The 19,443-nt window shown below is 47.5% G+C and carries 15 protein-coding genes; 5 read left to right on the forward strand and 10 right to left on the reverse strand.

The features are described from left to right. Positions 1-6: 6 nt before the first annotated feature. From ACOJUO_RS01770 to ACOJUO_RS01790, 5 genes are all read right to left on the reverse strand, one after another. Positions 7-1,434 carry an RING finger protein gene (locus ACOJUO_RS01770; protein ID WP_422135041.1) on the reverse strand — a complete coding sequence of 476 codons (1,428 nt, stop codon included), beginning with the start codon at positions 1,432-1,434 and terminating at the stop codon, positions 7-9. A 326-nt stretch (positions 1,435-1,760) separates the two neighbouring features. After that, positions 1,761-3,044, reverse strand: a complete 1,284-nt coding sequence (locus ACOJUO_RS01775) for an RING finger protein (RefSeq protein ID WP_422138752.1) — start codon at positions 3,042-3,044, stop codon at positions 1,761-1,763. 390 nt (positions 3,045-3,434) lie between these two features. Then, positions 3,435-4,883, reverse strand: coding sequence for a hypothetical protein (locus tag ACOJUO_RS01780; RefSeq protein ID WP_422135043.1), 1,449 nt, complete (start codon positions 4,881-4,883; stop codon positions 3,435-3,437). Between the two features lie 71 nt (positions 4,884-4,954). Next, a complete protein-coding gene (locus ACOJUO_RS01785; protein WP_422135044.1) occupies positions 4,955-6,418 on the reverse strand; it encodes an RING finger protein in 1,464 nt (487 codons plus the stop codon). A gap of 427 nt (positions 6,419-6,845) precedes the next feature. Then, positions 6,846-7,829, reverse strand: a complete 984-nt coding sequence (locus tag ACOJUO_RS01790) for a transposase (protein ID WP_422135045.1) — start codon at positions 7,827-7,829, stop codon at positions 6,846-6,848. Between the two features lie 330 nt (positions 7,830-8,159). On the opposite strand from ACOJUO_RS01790, the gene pstS reads away from it, so the two are divergent. From pstS to pstB, 4 genes are all read left to right on the forward strand, one after another. Continuing rightward, positions 8,160-9,209 (forward strand): phosphate ABC transporter substrate-binding protein PstS, encoded by a 1,050-nt coding sequence (gene pstS / locus ACOJUO_RS01795; RefSeq protein ID WP_422135046.1) that lies wholly within the window; start codon positions 8,160-8,162, stop codon positions 9,207-9,209. 81 nt (positions 9,210-9,290) lie between these two features. Beyond that, a complete protein-coding gene (gene pstC, locus ACOJUO_RS01800) occupies positions 9,291-10,217 on the forward strand; it encodes a phosphate ABC transporter permease subunit PstC (RefSeq protein WP_422138753.1) in 927 nt (308 codons plus the stop codon). Then, on the forward strand, positions 10,217-11,059 hold the full coding sequence (pstA, locus tag ACOJUO_RS01805) for a phosphate ABC transporter permease PstA (RefSeq protein ID WP_422135048.1): 843 nt from the start codon (positions 10,217-10,219) through the stop codon (positions 11,057-11,059). Before pstC ends, pstA begins: the two co-directional genes overlap by 1 nt. Before the next feature lie 92 nt (positions 11,060-11,151). Further along, positions 11,152-11,901: a phosphate ABC transporter ATP-binding protein PstB gene (gene pstB / locus ACOJUO_RS01810; protein WP_422137138.1), complete on the forward strand. Its 750-nt coding sequence runs from the start codon at positions 11,152-11,154 to the stop codon at positions 11,899-11,901. A gap of 135 nt (positions 11,902-12,036) precedes the next feature. Here the strand turns inward: pstB and tdh are convergent, their stop codons facing one another. The 5 genes from tdh to ACOJUO_RS01835 form a co-directional block, all read right to left on the reverse strand. Next, positions 12,037-13,062 carry an L-threonine 3-dehydrogenase gene (tdh, locus tag ACOJUO_RS01815; protein ID WP_422135049.1) on the reverse strand — a complete coding sequence of 342 codons (1,026 nt, stop codon included), beginning with the start codon at positions 13,060-13,062 and terminating at the stop codon, positions 12,037-12,039. Between the two features lie 34 nt (positions 13,063-13,096). After that, complete coding sequence (locus ACOJUO_RS01820; RefSeq protein ID WP_422135050.1) at positions 13,097-14,296, reverse strand: glycine C-acetyltransferase; 1,200 nt, start codon at positions 14,294-14,296, stop codon at positions 13,097-13,099. A gap of 318 nt (positions 14,297-14,614) precedes the next feature. After that, a complete protein-coding gene (gene cysN / locus ACOJUO_RS01825; protein ID WP_422138754.1) occupies positions 14,615-16,234 on the reverse strand; it encodes a sulfate adenylyltransferase subunit CysN in 1,620 nt (539 codons plus the stop codon). Continuing rightward, on the reverse strand, positions 16,234-17,190 hold the full coding sequence (gene cysD / locus ACOJUO_RS01830; RefSeq protein WP_422138755.1) for a sulfate adenylyltransferase subunit CysD: 957 nt from the start codon (positions 17,188-17,190) through the stop codon (positions 16,234-16,236). Before cysD ends, cysN begins: the two co-directional genes overlap by 1 nt. Before the next feature lie 154 nt (positions 17,191-17,344). Then, positions 17,345-18,106 (reverse strand): Nif3-like dinuclear metal center hexameric protein, encoded by a 762-nt coding sequence (locus tag ACOJUO_RS01835; RefSeq protein ID WP_422138756.1) that lies wholly within the window; start codon positions 18,104-18,106, stop codon positions 17,345-17,347. Positions 18,107-18,313: 207 nt separating this feature from the next. Here ACOJUO_RS01835 and ACOJUO_RS01840 point away from each other — a divergent pair, with 207 nt between their 5' ends. Next, positions 18,314-19,441: a S1C family serine protease gene (locus tag ACOJUO_RS01840; protein WP_422135054.1), complete on the forward strand. Its 1,128-nt coding sequence runs from the start codon at positions 18,314-18,316 to the stop codon at positions 19,439-19,441. Positions 19,442-19,443 lie beyond the last annotated feature (2 nt).

The following is a 19,443-nucleotide window of genomic DNA, read 5'->3' on the forward strand; positions in this document are numbered from 1 at the left end:
ACACATTCAGGGTAAAGACATGTCGAGAATCTTCATGCATGACAAGGGTACGTTCCGACAAAAAGGACATTCCCTCTCCTCACGTATGAGTCGCTCAGCACAATTCCTGCAAAAACCAGCGTGTCCACAACTATGTAACGCTACAAGGTCTGTCAGGCGGTCGGTACAAAGTGGGCATTTTTTGGTTTCTGCTGAGGCTCCCCCGACAGCACCCGCTTCCTCCGTTGCGGATTGGCTTGCCAATTCCTGTCGAAGTTGGCCTATCAGTTCATTTTGTTGCTGAACGACGATTGACTGATCCTCGAAATCCGATTCCTCAAGAGAAGAATCACTGTCTGAAAGCTCATGATAATCCACTAAAAATTCCAGACTTTCTAACGATGCTGCCTCCGATAAAGGCACGGGGTTAATACCCACAATGCTGTGTGTAAATATTTGCATACCATACACGGAGTACATAAGCGCAGGTTCAGGGCGTGAGTTTCCAGAGCGGCAATGCCTGGCTATATTGCTGTAGACAATCGACAGAAGCTCGAACGGCAAGCATCTTATCAATACGGTTTCCAGTGTTTGCAGCAATTCCAGTCCTGAATTCATGCGCTGGAAAGCGGCTGATGCCATTGTAGTTAAACCGATTAGAAGCGCTGTGCCTGCGTCCAATCCGGCTGCATTTAATTGACTGGCAAGGCTTTCTGGAGAATGATACTCATCGATATTTTCTGAAAGCAATGCACAATCAAATGCTTGATTGCAGCTTACTCCGGTATATATGTTTTGCATTATCCTAATGCCGGTATACAAGTCATTCTTGGAAAGAAATTGAGGACCAAGAAAAGCAAAAAACATCAGGGCCAGACCGTTGTCAACATCAGCATAACTGGATGAATGTTCGTCAAGAAATATATAGAAATAATTCAAATATGGATTGCTTCTGCCATTTATGTTGACAGACATAAACAGTTGGTCAAAAAGGCTTTTTGCCATTGCATTGATTGACATTTGCTCTGCTCGACTTTGAACAGTAAATCTATTTATATTAATAGCGAATATACGATGTATGAGTCTCAATACACTTTGAATGCGAACTTTTCGACGTTGAGGTTCACCCATATTCACATAATCAAAATAAAAGCTCTCCAGACGTTTAAAGTCTTGCTCAGCAACCTCGTAATTTTCAAAAATTTCCAGTCGCTCATCTCCAGATACATCGTCAGAAGCTAAATTAAGCCTTACAAAGCCAAGACGCATGTTTTCAAGTGGTTTCATGGCCGGTTGACCTGTACTGTTTTGTTGTTTTTCCGAAGGCTGTTTCCCGTTTGTCTTTTTATGATGGCGATATTCTTCAAGGTTGTAAGTATCGTTTGCCAGGCTCTGCTGAAAAAAAAACAAAAATACTAAAAACAAAAGTATCCTTAAGGCGCATAGCATGGTCATATTTTCACCTTCACTCGTTGAAGCTGTACTACTGTTAACGTTCTTTTTGTGAGTTCCCAGGCACATATTTACACAGGCTATGAAGAGCAATTGAAAAAGCGGATCCGGATGTTGCCATTGACAACAATCACATGCAGTCTAGTCCCCAATGTATCCCGATGGGGAGAAAAAACTGGCCTTTTTAGCTGAACAAAAAGAACGTTCAGATAACCCTGCCCTGTTCCAGACGTTACTTGACAGTTGTCTTCTTTCAGGCATTGATTCTTATAAGTACTTCGTCGATGTGTTTCAAAACATCAGGCAATAGACTGGTGCTGTGCAGAGATTCAGCGTAAAGACATGTCGAGAATCTTCATGTATGACAAGGGCACGCTCCGACAAAAGGGACATTCCCTCTCCTCACGTATGAGTCGCTCAACACAATTCTTGCAAAAACCAGCGTGTCCACAGCTTTGTAACGCTATAACGTTTGTCAAGCGGTCGGTACAAAGTGGACATTTTTTGGTTTCTGCTGAGGCACCTCCAACAGCACACGCTTCCTCCTTTTCAGTTTGGTTTGCTAATTCTTGCCTCAGCTCGGCTATCAGTTCATTTTGTTGTTGAACGACTATTGACAGATCCTGATCCCCTGAATCCGAATCATCAACAGAACCCTCGCTGTCTGAACCTTCATTATCTGAAAGCACAATATAATCCACGAGAAAGTTCAGACTTTCTGCCGATGATGCCAATGATAATGTAGATGTAGGGTCAAAACCCAAAATACTGTTTGTAAACTCTTGCATGCTATATAAGGTATACATAACCCCAGGTACAGGGCACGAGCGTCCAGGGCGGCAATGGCAGGCTATATTGCTGTAGATAATGGGCAGAAGCTCGAATGGCGAGCATCTTATCAACAAGTTTTCCAGTGTCTCCTGCGATTCCAGTTCTGAATTCATGCGCTGAAAAGCAGCTGATGCCATTGCAGTTAAACCGATTAGAAGCGCTGTTCCTGCGTCCAGCCCAGCTGCATTTAATTGATTGGCAAGGCTTTGCGGAGAATTATATTCATTGATATTTTCACAGAGCAGCGCACTGTCGAATGCTTGATCGAAGCTTTGCCCGGTATATATGCCAGCCAACATAATAAAGCTGGTAAAAAGTTGTTCCTTGTAAAGAAAGTGAGGACCAAGAAAAGCAAGAACTATCAGAACCAGATCGTTATTAACATCAGCATAATCAGAGAGAGGGGCCTCCGGAATTGAATAGAAATAATTGAAATAAGGATTGCTTTTGCCATTTATGTTGACAGTCGAAAAAAACTGTTCAAAAAGGCTTTGTGCCTTTGTAATGATTATCTTTTTCTCTTCCCGGCTTTGTTCATTGGTCATATTTATATTCATAGCGAATATACGATGTAATAGTCTCAGCATTCTTTGAATGCGAACTTTTCGATATTGAGGATCACCCATTTCCACATAATCGAAATAAAAGTTGTGCAGACGTTTAAAGTCTTGCTCAGCAACCTCGTAATTTTCACAAATTTGCACTCGCTCATCTCCAGACACATCGTCAGAGACTAAATTAAGCTTGACAAAGCCTATGCGGATATTTTCAATAGGGCTCATGCCGAGCTGACCCGTGCATTTTTGTTGCTCTTTTGAAAGCTCTTTCCAGTTTTTTATTTGATGATCGCGAAATTTTTCAAGGCGATAGGTGTCGTTTGCCAGCCCCTGCTGATAAAAAAAAACACTGAAAACAAAAGCGTTTTTAAGGCAAATGATATGGCCATACTTTCACCTGCATTCGTCAAAACAGCTGCACTACTATTAATGATCTTTCTGTGATCTTCCTTAGCACATACTTTTATAGGACATGGAAAGCAATAGAAAAAGCTGATCCGGATGTTGCCATTGATACCAGTCACCTGCAGCCTGGTCTCAGGTGTATATGCCGGGGAAAAGTGCTGACCGCACTGAACAGGAAGGAGAAGCATCAGACTGGCACTGCGCGTACATTCAAGGTAAAGACATCTCAGGAGCCTTCATGTATGACAAAGGTACGTTCCGACAAAAGAGACATTCGCTCTGCTCATATATAAGTCGATCAGCACAAGTATTGCAAAAGCCGGAGTCTTCACAACAATCTAACACGATAATATCTGTCAGTGGGTCGGCACAAAGTGGACATTTTTTGGTTCCTGCCGTGGTTCCTCCGACAGCACCCGTTTCCTCCGTAGCAGGTTGGTCTGCTGATTCCTCCCGTAGTTCGGTTATCAGTTCATTTTGTTGCTTTATGACTATTAGCTGATCCTGATGCTCAGAATGCGGCTCCCCGTCAGGGTCCTCAGCCTGATTGTCTGAACCCTGAGAATAATCCGATTGACAGTCCGGACTTTGAGAAGATTCTGCTTGCAATAATGCAGACTCAGCCGTGTCGTCAATACCCAAAATAACCTGTGTAAACTCTTGCATACCCTCTACGGTAAACATGACCTCAGGTACAGGCCATGAACGTCCTGCAGGAAAAAGGCCAACCAAACTCCAGTAGACAGTGCCCAGAATCTCGCAGGGTAAGTATCTTTGCAACAAAGTTTCCAGTGTCTCTGGCCATTCCTGCCCTGAGTTGAGGCTCTGGAAAGCTGCAGATGCCATTGCAGTTAAACCAATTAGAAGTGCTGTTTCTGTGTCCAATCCGGCTGCAGTGAAATAACTGGCAATGCTATGTGGAGAATTTTCATTGATATTTTCATAAAGCGATCCACGGGATAATGCCCGATCGTAGCTTTTTTCAGTATAACTATTACGCAGCACGGTAAAGTAGTTATCAAAATCATTGCTGAAAAGAAAATGAGGACCAAGAAAAGTCAGAAGCATCAGGACTAAACCATTATTTAAACCGACATAATCGGACTGACTTGCTAGCGAATCTAAAGAGAAATAATGGAAATAAGGATTTTTCCCGCCATTTCTCATTTCAGAAGAAAAAAAACATTCGAAGAGGCTTTGTGCTGCAACTCTGATTAGCTCTTTTTTGTCAGGGCTTGCTCCATTGATCTGGTTTATATTTATAGCGAATATATGATGTATCAGTCTCAGTACTCTTTGAGTGCGCATTTTTCGATCATTTTGAGTATCAGTACTGTTCACATAGTTAAAATAAAAGTTGACCAGAAGCCTAAAGTCTTGCTCAGTAACCTCGTAATTTTCACAGATTTCCAGTCGGCCATCTCCAGATACATCGTCAGATTCCATATTAAGTCTGACAAAACCAATACAGATGTTTTCAAGTGGACTCATGGCGGGTTGACCTGTGCAACTTTGTTGTTCTTTTGAAAGCGGTTTCCAGTTTTTCATTTGATACTTGCGAAACTCTTCAAGATCATAGGTGTCATTTGCCAGCCCCTGCTGATAAAAAAACAAAATTACTGAAAACAAAAGCGTCTTTAAGGCATATTGTGGGATCATACTTTAACCTGCACTCGTTAAAAAAGCTTCCTGTTGTTAATGGGCTATGTATCAGCATCCTTGGCACACATTCAGGGCAAAGACATATCGATAAACTTCATGTATGACAAGGGTATTTCCCGACAATAGGGACATTCTCTCTGCTCATTTATAAACCGCTCAGCACAAGTCTTGCAAAAACCGGCATGTCCACAACGATTTAACACTGTAATGTCTGTTAATGGGTCGGTACAAATTGGACATTTTTTAGTTCCTGCTAAAGCGCCTCCGACAGCACCCACTTCTTCCGTTGCTGATTGGTTTGCCAATTCCTGTCGTAATTGACCTATCAGTTCATTTTGTTGCCGAACGACTACTGACTGATCCTGATCCTCAGAATCCGACTCCTCAAGAGCAAACTCATTGTTTGAACCTAAACTATCTGAGCCTTCACTATCTGAAAGCTCAATATAATCCATTAGAAATTTCAGACTTTCGAACGATGATGCCTCCGTTAAAGGTGTGAGGTTAATACCCATAATACTGGATATAAATTCTTGCATGCCATTCACGGTATGCATAAACGCAGGTACAGGGCATGAGCGTCCCGGGCGACAATGCCTGGCTGCATTACTGTAGATAATCGGCAGAAGCTCGTAGGGCAAGCATCTTATCAACAAGTTTTCCAGTGTCTCCTCTGACTCCAGTCCTGAATCAATGCGCTGGAAAGCCGCTGATGCCATTGCAGTTAAACCGATCAGAAGCGCTATTCCTGCGTCCAATTCGGCTGCTTTCAACTGACTTGAAAGGGACTGCGGACAATCATATGCATTGATATTTTCACAAAGCAATGCACGGTCGAATGCTTGATCGCAGCTTTCTCCGGTGTATATGTCAGCCAAGATACAAAAGTAGGTATAAAGTCGATCCCTGGAAAGAAAGTTGGGTGCAAGAAAAGCAAGAAACATCAGGACCAGACCGTTATTAACCCCAACATAATTGCACTGTTTTTCCCCCTGAACTAAATGAAAATAATTGAAATAGGGATTACTTCTGCCATTTATGTTGACAGACAAAAACAGTTGATCAAAAAGGCTTCTTGCCGTTGTATAGACCACCCCTTTCTCTAAGCGGCTTTGACTATTGAACCTGTTTATATTAATAGCGAATATACGATGTATGAGTCTCAATACTCTTTGAATGCGATTTTTTCGAAATTCAGGATTACCCGTGTTCACATAATTAAAATAAAAGTTGGTCATACGATTAAAGTCTTGCTCATCAACTTCGTAAGTTTCACAGGTTTCCAGTCGCTCATCTCCGGATAGGTCATCAGATTCTAAGTTAAGCCTGACAAAGCCAATACGAATATTTTCAAGTGGGCTTATGTCGGGTTGATCTCTGCAGTTTTGTTGCTCTTTTGAAAGGGGTTTCCAGTTTTTCATTTGATAGTTACGAAATTTTTCAAGACGATAGGTGTCGTTTGCAAGCCCCTGCTGATAAAAAAACAAAAACATTGAAAACAAAAGTGTCTTTAAGACACATGTTATAGCCATACTTTCACCTGTATTCGTTAAAAAAGCTACATTGCTATCAGTGAGCCTTATGTGAGCTTCCTTAGCACATATATTTATAGGCTATGAAGACCCATAGAAAAAGCAGGTCTGGATGTTGCCATTGAGGCCAGCCACAGAAAAAAAAAAAAACAAAAAATAAGACACCCATAAAAATAAAAACAAGACCTTCAAAAACTGTATTCCCTAAAAAAATAAGACACCCATAAAAATAAAAACAAGACCTTCAAAAACTGTATTCCCAAAAAGGATCAGAAAATCTATCTTCAAGTAGCGTATCATTGAGCCACACATCGCCATCCAACGAACAGAGGCTGTTCAAGCCATAATTCAGACAATGCAAATTCATTCCGACATGAGTCGAAGAGAGATAAAGAGAGGGTCTTTGACGTCTTAACTGACTTCTACGCTAACCTATCATATACAAACGACTACAGACATTTAAACCTCGAAGCCACTTCTGTCCGGCTTCAAGTGCATAAGCCTTCATCGCCTCCAGACGGCCAACTGCCCGATAAAAACGATTATTCCATTGCATGGTTTTCAGCCACTCATCCGGATCAATTTCCAGTCTTTCAAGAATACGAGGGATATGCGACGGGATGGAACCTTTCTTATCTGTCCTGACAATGCGGCCACTCCAGTCAACCAGTTCCAGATAGTCGTGAAGAAGGTAGGGAAGGGCAACGTCCGTTTCCTGTCCCTGCAAACAGAAAGGTTTCAGGGTCAGCGGCTGTTTTTTAGTCTCAGAATGTGTAACCTGCTCCACCCGTTCCTGAATCGACGTGTAGTTCGACTCTTCCGGTATTTCTGCCTTTCCAGCCCGAATCGGATTCAAGTCAACGTAGGTCATGCAGGTCAGTAACGCTGCTTCGTCCAGCAATGCCTGGCTTTTAAAGCGACCTTCCCAGAAGCGTCCTTTACACTCGTCTTCTTTATTGGCCTCACGAGCAAGATGTTCATTCAGGCAGCGCATAAACCAGCTGATATCCGCTAAACGACGCCGGTATTCCTCAGCATATTCATCAATACGGGCCAATTCAGCGCTGCCCAGTTTGTCAGCGGCCAGATGCCTTTGCACCAGAAGTGGACCTCTGAACAAGGTCGTCCAACGATGCAGCACTTCATTCCGTGACCAGCTCCTGGCAGATGACTGATTGATGTGCAAAACCACATGATAATGATTCGACATGACAGCGTAAGCGCAAACTTCGATAGCAAAGACTGAAACCAGTTCCTGAAGTTTATCCACCACCCATTGGCGGCGATGCTCGTAATTCTTGCCAGTCAGGTGGTTCTCTCCACAGAGGTAAGCCTGACGAACACATCTTGCCATGCAGTGGTAATAAGGCGTTGAGCCGGGGTCAATCAGAGTATTGCGGGCCTGAGCCATGAACTCACCTGTCTGGGTAAAAAATCAGTGATGGGTGAAAAAGTAGACCAGGTGGATGGGGAAGCAAATTTATGGGTGTCTTTTTTTTCTTTTTTCTCCGGAATGCCAAAAAGACAGGACAGACACCCTGGAGTCAAAAACTGTCATTTTCATAAAATCCAAACAAACCTGTAACATTACTGAAATATTCACCCCCTATCCTTGCACCCATCAAATTTTGAGGTAACAGAAAAATATTTTGCACAACCCACTGACAGATTAAGGCACGGCAAAAGATTTTTCTTTGTAAACGCAAGTACACTCCAAGCGAGTTTCTCGGGGAGAATAGAAGTGAAGTTTCTGAAGTCTATTGTAATGTCCTCCATGTTGGCTGCAGCGTCCTTCTCTGCATCTGCCAAGACAGAAGTTATCAACGGTGCGGGAGCCAGTTTCCCACATCCGATCTATGCCAAATGGGCTGAGGAATACCAGAAAGAAACCGGTATTCGCATCAACTACCAGGCCATCGGTTCCGGCGGTGGTATCCGTCAGATCACTGCCAAGACCGTCGACTTTGGCGCCAGCGACGCACCTCTGAATGAAGAGCGACTGGATAAAGAAGAGATGATCCAGTTCCCAATGGTGATGGGCGCTATTGTTCCAGTGATCAACGTACCTGGCATTGAGTCCGGTGCTCTGAAGCTGACCGGTGAAGTCCTGGCAGACATCTACCTGGGTAAAATCAAGAAGTGGAATGACGAGCGCATCACTGCTCTGAACCCGGATCTTGAGATTCCTGCCCAGGCTATCTATGTCGTCCATCGTTCCGATGGTTCCGGTACCACCTACAACTTCACCGATTACCTGAGCCAGATCAGCTCGGAGTGGAGTGAGAATATCGGCAGAAACACCGACATCACCTGGCCAAAAGCAGCTACCACTATCGGTGGTAACGGTAACGCTGGTGTCGCCAACTTCGTGGGCCGTACCCGTGGTGCTATCGGTTATGTAGAATATGCCTTTGCAAAACAAAACGACCTGACCTACACCCAGCTGGCCAGTGCTGATGGCAAGTTCCTGAAGCCAAGCATGGAAACCTTCCAGGCTGCCGCTGCCAATGCCGACTGGGAGAATGCTCCGGGCTTCGAATTGCTGCTGAACAACCAGCCTGGTGCTGACTCCTGGCCTATGACAGCAGCGACCTTCATCCTGATGCATAAAGATCAGGCTGACGCCGAGAAAGCTGAGCAAATCATCGACTTCTTCGAGTGGAGCTACGAGAAAGGCGGCGAACTTGCAGAAGGTCTGGACTACATCCCAATGCCGGAAAGCGTAGTTAACATGGTAGAGAATGTCTGGAAAGAAGACTTGACTAGCAACGGACAAACCATTATCAAGTAACCGGTTATTCTAGCCTTTCTTAAACAGGAAACGAACGACAGCTGATCAGCATAGCGCTGGTCAGCTGTCTTGTTGTAGCTTATGCTTTTAACTGCGATGCCCAGCGCTATAAAGGGTGACTCAATCTTCTACAGACTGAGCTTCACCAGCGCCATTCTGATTTTTCTGGTGTTGATCGGGATTATCCTTTCCCTGATCGACGGCGGTTGGCTGGCTCTCTCCGAGTTTGGCCCCGGCTTTGTATTTCGTAATGTCTGGGACCCGGTAAACAGTGAGTTTGGTGCCGCTTCTGCTATTTATGGCACCCTGGTTTCTTCGCTTATCGCCATTATTATTGCCATTCCTGTCGGTCTGGGCACAGCGATCTTCCTGGCCGAGCTGGCCCCCGACTGGATCAGTCGCCCCGTGAGCATGGCCATTGAGCTGCTGGCCGCTGTACCCAGTATTATTTACGGTATATGGGGTCTTTTTGTCTTCGCACCCTGGTTCTCAGAAGGCTTCCAATTCTGGGCACTGGAAAACCTGGTTGGCCTGCCTCTGATTGGCCACTGGTTTGACGGTCCCCCCATCGGTATAGGTCTACTAACGGCGGGCATCATTCTGTCGTTCATGATTTTGCCCATTATTACGGCTTTAACTCGTGACGCCCTGAAAACCATTCCCAATGTGGTCAGAGAAGCAGCATACGGTGTTGGCGCTACGCCCTATGAAGTCATTACCCGAGTGCTGCTGCCAAGTATCAAGAATGCCGCAGTGGGTGCCGGAATCCTCGGCCTGGGTCGTGCCCTGGGAGAAACCATGGCAGTTGCCTTTGTAATAGGCGGCGCCAACCGTATAGAGACTTCACTGTTCATGCCTGCGAGCTCTATTTCTTCTACGATTGCGCAGCAGTTCAACGAAGCGACTAATGAGATGCACATCTCGGCTCTGATCAGTCTGGGCCTGGTACTGTTTGTACTCACCTTTATTGTGATGGGTACTGCCCGTCTGCTGTTGAGGAAGCGATAATGCCAGTCAGGAAACTCAAGAACTACGCTTTCATCGGCTTCTGTACCTTCTGTGCACTGTTTGGCCTGGTGGTTCTGGCCAGCGTACTATACAGCCTGGTCGGAAAAGGTATTTCCGGCATGGGTCTGCATGTCTTCACCGAACTCACTCCCGGACCCGGTAGCCACGGTGGCCTGAAAAACGCCATTGTTGGCAGTTTGATTCTGACCGCTCTTGGTATTCTGATCGCCGCACCTCTGGGTGTATTGGCTGGTACCTGGCTGTCTGAATCCGACAAGAGTTCAAAAATTGCTGAAGCACTGCGCTTTCTCAACGGTATGTTGATGAGCGCACCTTCTATTCTGGTCGGCCTGTTTGTCTACAAGGTTGTGGTGGTCACCACCGGCTCCTTTTCTGGTTGGGCAGGTGCCATTGCACTGGCTATTCTGGCACTGCCCATTATCGTCAGCACCACAGAAGAAATGCTGCGCCTGGTTCCCACCACCTTGAAAGAAGCAGGTAGCGGACTGGGCGCTCCGCGCTGGCGAGTCATTACCCAGCTGTGCTATCGGGCAGCCGGCCCCGGTATTATGACCGGTATTCTGTTGTCTGTAGCGCGGATTACCGGTGAAACAGCCCCCCTGTTGTTTACCGCCCTCAACAGTAACTTCATGAGCACCGATCTGGACAAGCCTATGGCTAACCTGCCGGTGACCATTTATCAGTATGCTATGAGCCCTTTTGAATCCTGGAATCAACTGGCCTGGGCCGGCGCACTGCTGATAACCGTATTTATTCTGATTATCAATATTCTGTCCACTGCTTTACCGCGTTGGATCAAAGCTCGAAAGGCAGCCAAATGAACATGAACATTGCTACTGCTCCTGCGGCTACAGAAAGCCTGAGTCAAATCAAGACAGAATCCGGTCTGGCCGATGATATTCTGCAACCCAGAATGGAAGTAAAAGACCTCAGTTTCTTTTACAGCAAAGGTTCTGAACCAGCCCTGAAGAACATCAACATGCCGATTTACAACAACAAGGTAACGGCTCTGATTGGTCCTTCCGGCTGTGGTAAATCCACCCTGCTGCGCACCATGAATCGCATCTTCGACCTGTATGGCAGTCAGTCGGCTGAAGGTGAGATTCTGCTGGATAACGAAAATATCCTGCAACGTGGTGTGGATCTGAATGAATTGCGCTCCAAAGTCGGTATGGTTTTCCAGAAGCCTACGCCTTTCCCTATGTCCATTTACGACAACATCACCTTCGGTCTGAAGATGAAAGGTGGACTGAGCAAGCCGGAAATGGCTATTCGTGCCAGAAAGGCCCTGAAGCGAGCCCATCTGTGGAAAGAAGTGAAGGACAAGCTGAATGCCGATGCCAGCAGCCTGTCCGGTGGTCAGCAGCAGCGTCTGTGCATCGCCCGCACCATTGCCCTGGAGCCGGAAGTCATCCTGATGGACGAACCCACGTCGGCTCTCGATCCACTGGCCACCAGCGCCATTGAAGAGCTGATTACTGAACTGCGTCAGAAGTACACCATTGTGATCGTGACTCACAACATGCAACAGGCCATGCGTATCTCTGATTACACCGGCTTTATGTATCTGGGTGAGCTGGTTGAGTTTGATAAAACCGGCAAGATCTTCAACAAAGCTGAAAATCAGAAGACCCGTGACTATATCGCGGGTGACTTTGGTTAAGCATTAACTTCTGATCGTGGAGCCTTTCGGCTCCACATTTTCTTTTACAGAACCAGAGGTTTTAAGACACCCACCGAAGCATGGGAACCAGAGCTAAGTCGTATTATGGCGTGGACAGGTCGATGTTAGAGATGGTCAACTCCAATCAAGAATCACTTTGCCAGACTGGCCGGACCCCATGATTTCAAAACCTTTCTGGAAATCATCCACCGGCATCCGGTGAGTAATCACCGGGGAAATATCCAGACCGGACTGGAGCATACTGGTCATTTTATACCAGGTTTCGTACATCTCACGGCCATAAATACCCTTGATGACCAGACCCTTGAAGATCACCTGATTCCAATCAATAGTGGTATCGCTGGAAGGAATACCCAGCAGGGATACCTTGCCACCGTAGTTCATGTTTTCCAGCATCTGTTGGAAAGCACGACCATTACCAGACATCTCCAGGCCTACGTCAAAGCCTTCTACCATCCCCAGTTTTGCCATGACCTCTTGCAGATCTTCAGTGGCAACGTTAACAGCACAGGTAGCTCCCATTTTACGGGCCAGATCCAGACGGTATTCGTTGACGTCAGTAATGACAACATTACGAGCACCGACATGCCTGCAGATTGCAACCGCCATAATGCCGATAGGACCGGCACCGGTGATCAATACATCTTCACCCACCAGATCAAACGACAGAGCAGTGTGTACAGCATTGCCAAAGGGATCGAAGATGGAGGCCAGATCATCACTGATGTCATCGGGAATCGGGAAAGCATTGGTCGCTGGTATGCAGAGGTACTCTGCGAAAGCTCCTTCCCGATTGACACCCACACCAACCGTGAAATTACAAAGGTGGCGACGGCCGGCACGGCAATTACGGCAGTGGCCACAGGTAATATGACCTTCACCGGACACACGCTGACCTATTTCAAAGCCGCGCACGCCTTCGCCCATTTCCACAATATCACCAATAAACTCGTGTCCTACATGCATTCCAACAGGAATGGTTTTTTGTGACCACTCATCCCAGTTATAGATGTGCATGTCGGTTCCACAGATCGCTGTTTTGCGAATCTTGATCAGAACATCGTTGTAGCCAGGTTCCGGCCTGGGCTTGTCGGCCAGCCAGATGCCTTTTTCCGCTTTCAGTTTTGCCAGGGTTTTCATGTCAGCTTCCTATTCACTCAGCTCCGCAGGTCCTTCAGGAGATAACGCCCAGCTCACGGCCTACTTTAGCAAAGGCTGCAATCACTCGATCCATGTGTTCCTGGTTATGAGCAGCTGACATCTGGGTACGAATTCGGGCTGCGCCCCTTGGAACAACAGGGAAAGAGAATCCTACTACATAGATTCCCTCGTTCAGCATTCGTTCCGCAAACTCGGCCGCCAAAGAAGCATCGCCGAGCATGACGGGAATGATCGCATGGCCATTACCCGCCAGGGTAAAGCCCAGCTTTTCCATCTCGGTGCGGAAGTAATTCGAGTTGTGGCGCAGCTTCTCACGCAGCTCACCGCCCGATTCCAGCATATCCAGCACCTTGATAGAAGCGCTGGCAATGGTTGGACTCAGGGTGTTGGAGAACAGGTAAGGACGGGAGCGGTTGCGCAGCCAGTCGATGACTTCCGGGCTGCGGGCAGAGGTATAACCACCGGAAGCACCACCTAAAGCTTTGCCAAGAGTACCGGTAATAATGTCAACACGATCCATTACACCGCAGTGTTCGTGGGTACCACGGCCATTCTCACCGACAAAACCTGCGGCATGACAGTCATCTACCATGACCATGGCATCGTACTTGTCCGCCAGATCGCAGACACCTTTGAGGTTGGCAATCACGCCATCCATGGAGAATACACCGTCCGTTGCGATCAGCTTGTAACGGGCGCCTGCTTCTGCAGCTTCTTTCAGTTTGGCTTCCAGGTCTGCCATGTCGTTGTTGGCATAGCGGAAGCGCTTCGCCTTGCACAAACGTATACCATCAATGATGCTGGCATGATTCAGAGAGTCACTGATGATAGCGTCTTCAGGGCCCAACAGGGTTTCAAACAAACCGGCATTAGCGTCAAAACAGGAGGAATACAGGATAGTGTCATTCATGCCCAGGAACTCGGAAATACGCTTTTCCAGCTCTTTGTGAACATCCTGGGTTCCACAGATAAAACGTACGGAAGCCATACCGTAGCCATATTTATCCAGCGCCTGCCTGCCTGCGTCTATCAGCTCAGGGGAATTGGCCAACCCGAGATAATTGTTAGCACAAAAATTAATCACTTCTTCGCCAGTATCAACAGTAATATCAGCCTGCTGCTGCGAGGTAATCACTCGCTCGCTTTTGTACAAACCTTCTTTTTTAAGGTCTTCCAGCTGCTCACGCAGTCCAGCATAAAAGTTGGCTTTCATTTCGGCTCCAGAAAACTAAGAATATGAGGGGCTGGCCGGAACAGGCAGTTGCTGCTCTCTTCACAGTCAGACTCTGAGGGAAGCAGTCCCGATTCAACCTCCAAACATACCTCAGGCTGAATAAGGTGCCAATTCCCCATTGTAGAAGAGTTGCAATATTGAATCAGGGTGTCGAGACTCTGTACCAGCATTTGTACGTATTTCAGCTCTCAACCTTACTTGGCGTGCCTATATAAAGAATGATAAATGATCAGACAGTGTCCCGGAGGGAAGGAAAAAGGGCTATCGCAACCGGACAACTGCGACAGCCCGTCTCAGCTACAAAGACAGAGAATTAACAAGAGCCGACAGACTATCTGACTCATTAATGCTGTGTAAAACTTCGACCTGCAGGTCTTTCAGTTCAGTCCTGGCCACCAGAACAACCAGTCCCGCCTGAAGCAGGGCTTCTGTTTTCTGAACCCAGTGTTGGTCATGATGATCAACGACGACCGGTAAAAGCCCACCATCAAACAAATGACGCTCTACTTTCTGCAGATAACCTTCAGAGCCATCAACCATAACCAGAGCGGCGCCCTGACCCAGTCGATTCGCCCTGTCGCTGGCCAGAACCGTCTCTGCGGTAGCACCCTCGTTCGCAGCAGATTCAACCATGCCTGCGGCAATGGTTGCATTGCTCAAGCGATCAATAACAATAAAAGCACCGGTTTGACGGTTATCCTCATAACGATCAAAAACAACAGGTTGTGTCAGCACCAGCTGGCAGGAGCCTATCTCATTCAGTGCCAGTTGATCGGCCTCCTGTTGTTCCAGGGTATTGATATCCACCCTGTGATTAATGGCTGTGAAACTTCCTGCTACTTTGGTGGTGGCAAATTTGATCAGGTACTGGCGCCCGGGCTTCATGGCCTGCTCTGCCATCCAGACAACACTGGCATTCAGGTGCGAAGAGACCGAAATATCATCCCGGGCATGCACCAGCATATCACCGCGACTGATATCGATCTCGTCATCCAGCGTCAGGGTTATAGCCTGACCCGCAAAACCCTTCTCCAGATCGCCGTCGTAGGTCACCACTCGTGCGACAGAACTTTCCAGTCCGGAGGGTAATACCTTTACTCTGTCGCCGGGCTTAACCACACCGGAAGCGATAGTGCCTGCATACCCCCGGAAATCGAGGTCGGGTCGGCTCACATATTGAACCGGAAGACGGAAGTCATCGAGGTTACGGTCATTCGCCACCTCAACGCTTTCCATCACTTCCATCAGAGTCTGCCCGGTATACCAGTCAGCCTTGTCACTGCGATGAACAACGTTGTCTCCGTCCAGAGCCGATACAGGAACAAAACGAACGTCCCCCAGGTTCAGTGATTCAGAGAAGTCCAGGTACTGATTACGAATTTCCTCAAAACGTGCCTGACTGAAACCCACCAGATCCATCTTGTTGATCGCTACTACCAGGTGTTTGATACCCAGCAGGCTGGCAATGTAGGTATGACGACGGGTTTGTGTCAGCACCCCCTGGCGGGCATCTACCAGAATAATGGCCAGATCACAGGTGGAAGCTCCGGTAGCCATATTTCGGGTGTATTGTTCGTGACCCGGAGTATCAGCAATGATGTACTTCCGGTTTTCTGTAGAGAAGTAGCGATAGGCCACATCAATAGTAATGCCCTGCTCCCGCTCAGCCTGCAAACCGTCCACCAGCAAAGCCAGATCAACTTTTTCGCCCTGGGTTCCTACACGTTTGCTGTCGTTCTCAACAGAGGCCAGCTGATCTTCGTAGATCATGCTGGTGTCATGTAAAAGTCGGCCAATCAGGGTGCTTTTACCGTCGTCGACACTGCCACAGGTCAGGAAACGCAGAATCTCTTTCTGCTCGTGCCTGCGGAGATATTCCTGAATATCCGAAGCAATCAGATCAGACTGATGAGACATTAGAAATACCCCTCTTGTTTTTTCTTCTCCATTGATCCGGCACTGTCGTGATCAATGACCCGCCCCTGACGTTCAGATGTTTTGGTGAGCAGCATTTCCTGAATAACATCAGGCAGAGTGTCAGCTTCTGACTCAACGGCTCCCGTCAATGGGTAGCAGCCCAGAGTACGAAAGCGGACTTTCCTCATCACTGGTTTCTCGCCGGGTTCCAGAGGCATACGTTCATCGTCAACCATAATCAGGTTGCCATCACGTTCTACCACCGGGCGTTCTTTAGAAAGATAGAGAGGAACAATGGGAATATTTTCGCGATAGATATACTGCCAGATATCCAGCTCAGTCCAGTTGGACAGAGGGAAGACCCGAATGCTTTCGCCCTTTTCTACTTCACTGTTGTAGATATTCCAGAGTTCCGGCCGCTGGTTCTTGGGATCCCAGCGGTGGTGCTTGTCACGGAAAGAGTAAACCCGCTCTTTCGCCCGTGACTTTTCTTCATCACGACGAGCGCCACCGAATGCAGCATCAAAACCGTGTTTGTCCAGAGCCTGTTTCAAGGCCTGGGTTTTCATGATATCAGTATGTTTCGCGCTGCCGTGGGAAAAAGGGCCAACGCCCTGTTCTACGCCGTCCTGATTGATATGCACAATCAACTCAAGACCCAGGTCATCGACCAACTGGTCACGGAACTGAATCATTTCCTTGAATTTCCATGTGGTATCAACATGCATGAGCGGAAAAGGCGGTTTACCCGGATAAAAGGCTTTCATGGCAAGATGCAGCATTACCGCTGAATCCTTGCCAATGGAATAGAGCATAACCGGGTTATCAAACTCGGCAGCAACTTCCCTGATAATCTGGATGCTTTCTGCTTCGAGCTGCTTCAAATGGTTGAGGCGCTCTCCAGAAAGCTCGATAGCACGTTCTTTAGTGCTCTCCTGAGTGGCTGTGTCAGACATGAATGCTAAACCCGAAGCTGGCTAAGAGTTGTTCTTAGTTCGAATACTAGCAGCATCAATGGAATATAAAACAAAAAAATTATACCAATAATTCATAACATTATATTAACCCTGAAACGCCATAAACTATCGGTCTGCCTGTTTGATCAAAAGCTCAGACAGGAGAGTCAATATCGACAAAGGTATGTTCAACACCTTGCTGTTCTTCCAGCCATTCACCTAAAGCCCTGACACCGTAGCGCTCAGTAGCGTGGTGTCCGGCGCTGATGTAGTGAATGCCATTTTCGCGAGCAAAGTGGACTGTGGACTCGGAGATTTCACCACTCACAAAAGCATCTACCTTCAGATCCAGGGCCAGATCAATCATGCGCTGGGCCGCACCAGTACACCAGGCCAGAGTTTTAATCTCATGGTCACCGCCCGCAATCAGCAGGGGTTTACGACCCAGTTTTTCTTCAATCTGCCTGCCCAGAACGTCCAGAGAAACAGGTGTCGCAGGCCTTCCCCAGCTGCCTACCGAGCGAGCTTTTCCCGGCTCCATGCCACCTTCTGTCTTCCAGCCGAGGAGTCTGGCTAGCTGAGCATTGTTACCCAGTTCCTGATGCCCATCCAGCGGCAGATGATAACCGATCAAACTGATATTGTGCTCGAGAAGTGTTTCAATCCGGCGCTTCTTCATGCCGACAATAGCAGAATCTTCACCCTTCCAGAAGTAGCCGTGGTGAACCAGAATAGCGTCGGCTCTGAGCTCAACGGCCTTATCAATCAGGGCCTGACAAGCCGTCACACCGGTCACAAGACGTTTAATCTGTTCACTTCCTTCGACCTGTAGACCGTTGGGGCAGTAATCTTTGAACAGCCCCGGTTGTAGTTCATCTTCGAGAATCTTCACCAGCTGCTTCAGCGTGATGCTCATTTTTCACTCCACTGTTTATTGGATTCGGGAAGCTGTCACATCATGGTCATGACCAGCTTCCCATAAGTTCGGGGGCTATCTATCAGCCACAAAATACAGGTATATTAGAGGATTATACTGCTGGCTTTCGGGTTTCAAGAATTTTTATTTCCAGCAGCAGAAATCTCGGCCCACAATCATTGACCCACAATCATTGACAAGCACAGCATGAAAAGACTCCTCAACCAGCTCATCTATCCCGCCCTGTCAGGCCTGATTGTTGCCTTGCTGGTGATGTTGCTTGCTCCGAAATGGCTGGGCCTGCCTCATTTGAGTCTCAGTAATGTACTCAGCAGGGGCGAACAACTATTGGGCATTGGCGAGGTTTCCTACAGCTCGGCAGTCAAGGAAGCAGCGCCTGCCGTGGTTAACATTGCTACCGCCACACTGATCAATGAATCCAGCCCCTCCAGAATGCCGAAAAGTCCCTTCACAGAAAACAACCTTGGCAGAGCCAAGGTAGAAACCAGCCTCGGCTCCGGAGTCATTATCAGCCCTGACGGCTACCTGCTGACTAATAATCACGTTATTGAAGGCGCTGACCGTATTGTGGCTGTGCTGAAAGATGGCAGAGAAGAATCCGCAACCATTGTCGGCAGGGACCCAGAGACGGATCTGGCGGTACTGAAAATTGATTTAAACAATTTACCCAGCCTGGATCTGGCCGATTCTGGCCAGGCCGAGGTGGGGGACGTGGTTCTGGCTATAGGTAACCCCTTCGGACTGGGTCAAACAGTCACCATGGGGATTATCAGCGCTACTGGCAGGAATGACCTCAGTCTCAATACTTATGAAGATTTTATTCAAACCGACGCCGCCATCAACGTGGGTAACTCAGGGGGCGCCCTGATCAACGCCCGTGGTGAATTAGTGGGCATTAACACGCTGCTGTTTTCCAGGGGAGGAGGTAATGAAGGCGTTGGCTTTGCGATTCCCTCCAGCATGGCACGATTTGTCACTCAGTCCATCATCAAATACGGTCGTGTTGTGCGAGGCTGGCTGGGCATAGAATCACAGCCACTCACCAGTCGACTGGCGCAAGCGTACGGTGTTGAAAGCAATGTTGGCATTTTGATTTCAGGTGTCTACGACAATGGTCCAGCAGATTTGGCCGGCCTGAAACGTGGAGACATTCTGATGGCCATCAACAACATAAGCACCAATGATGGCAGGAAGGTCATGAATATGGTTGCTCAGGAAGCACCCGGGAGTGAAGTCACCCTACAAATTCTGCGCAACAACCACCCTCTTGAAATGAAGGCGGTTGTCGCGACCCGACCCAATATGGTCAACTGATT

This window comes from Endozoicomonas sp. ALC020 (genome assembly GCF_049275935.1).
Lineage (GTDB): Bacteria > Pseudomonadota > Gammaproteobacteria > Pseudomonadales > Endozoicomonadaceae > Endozoicomonas_A.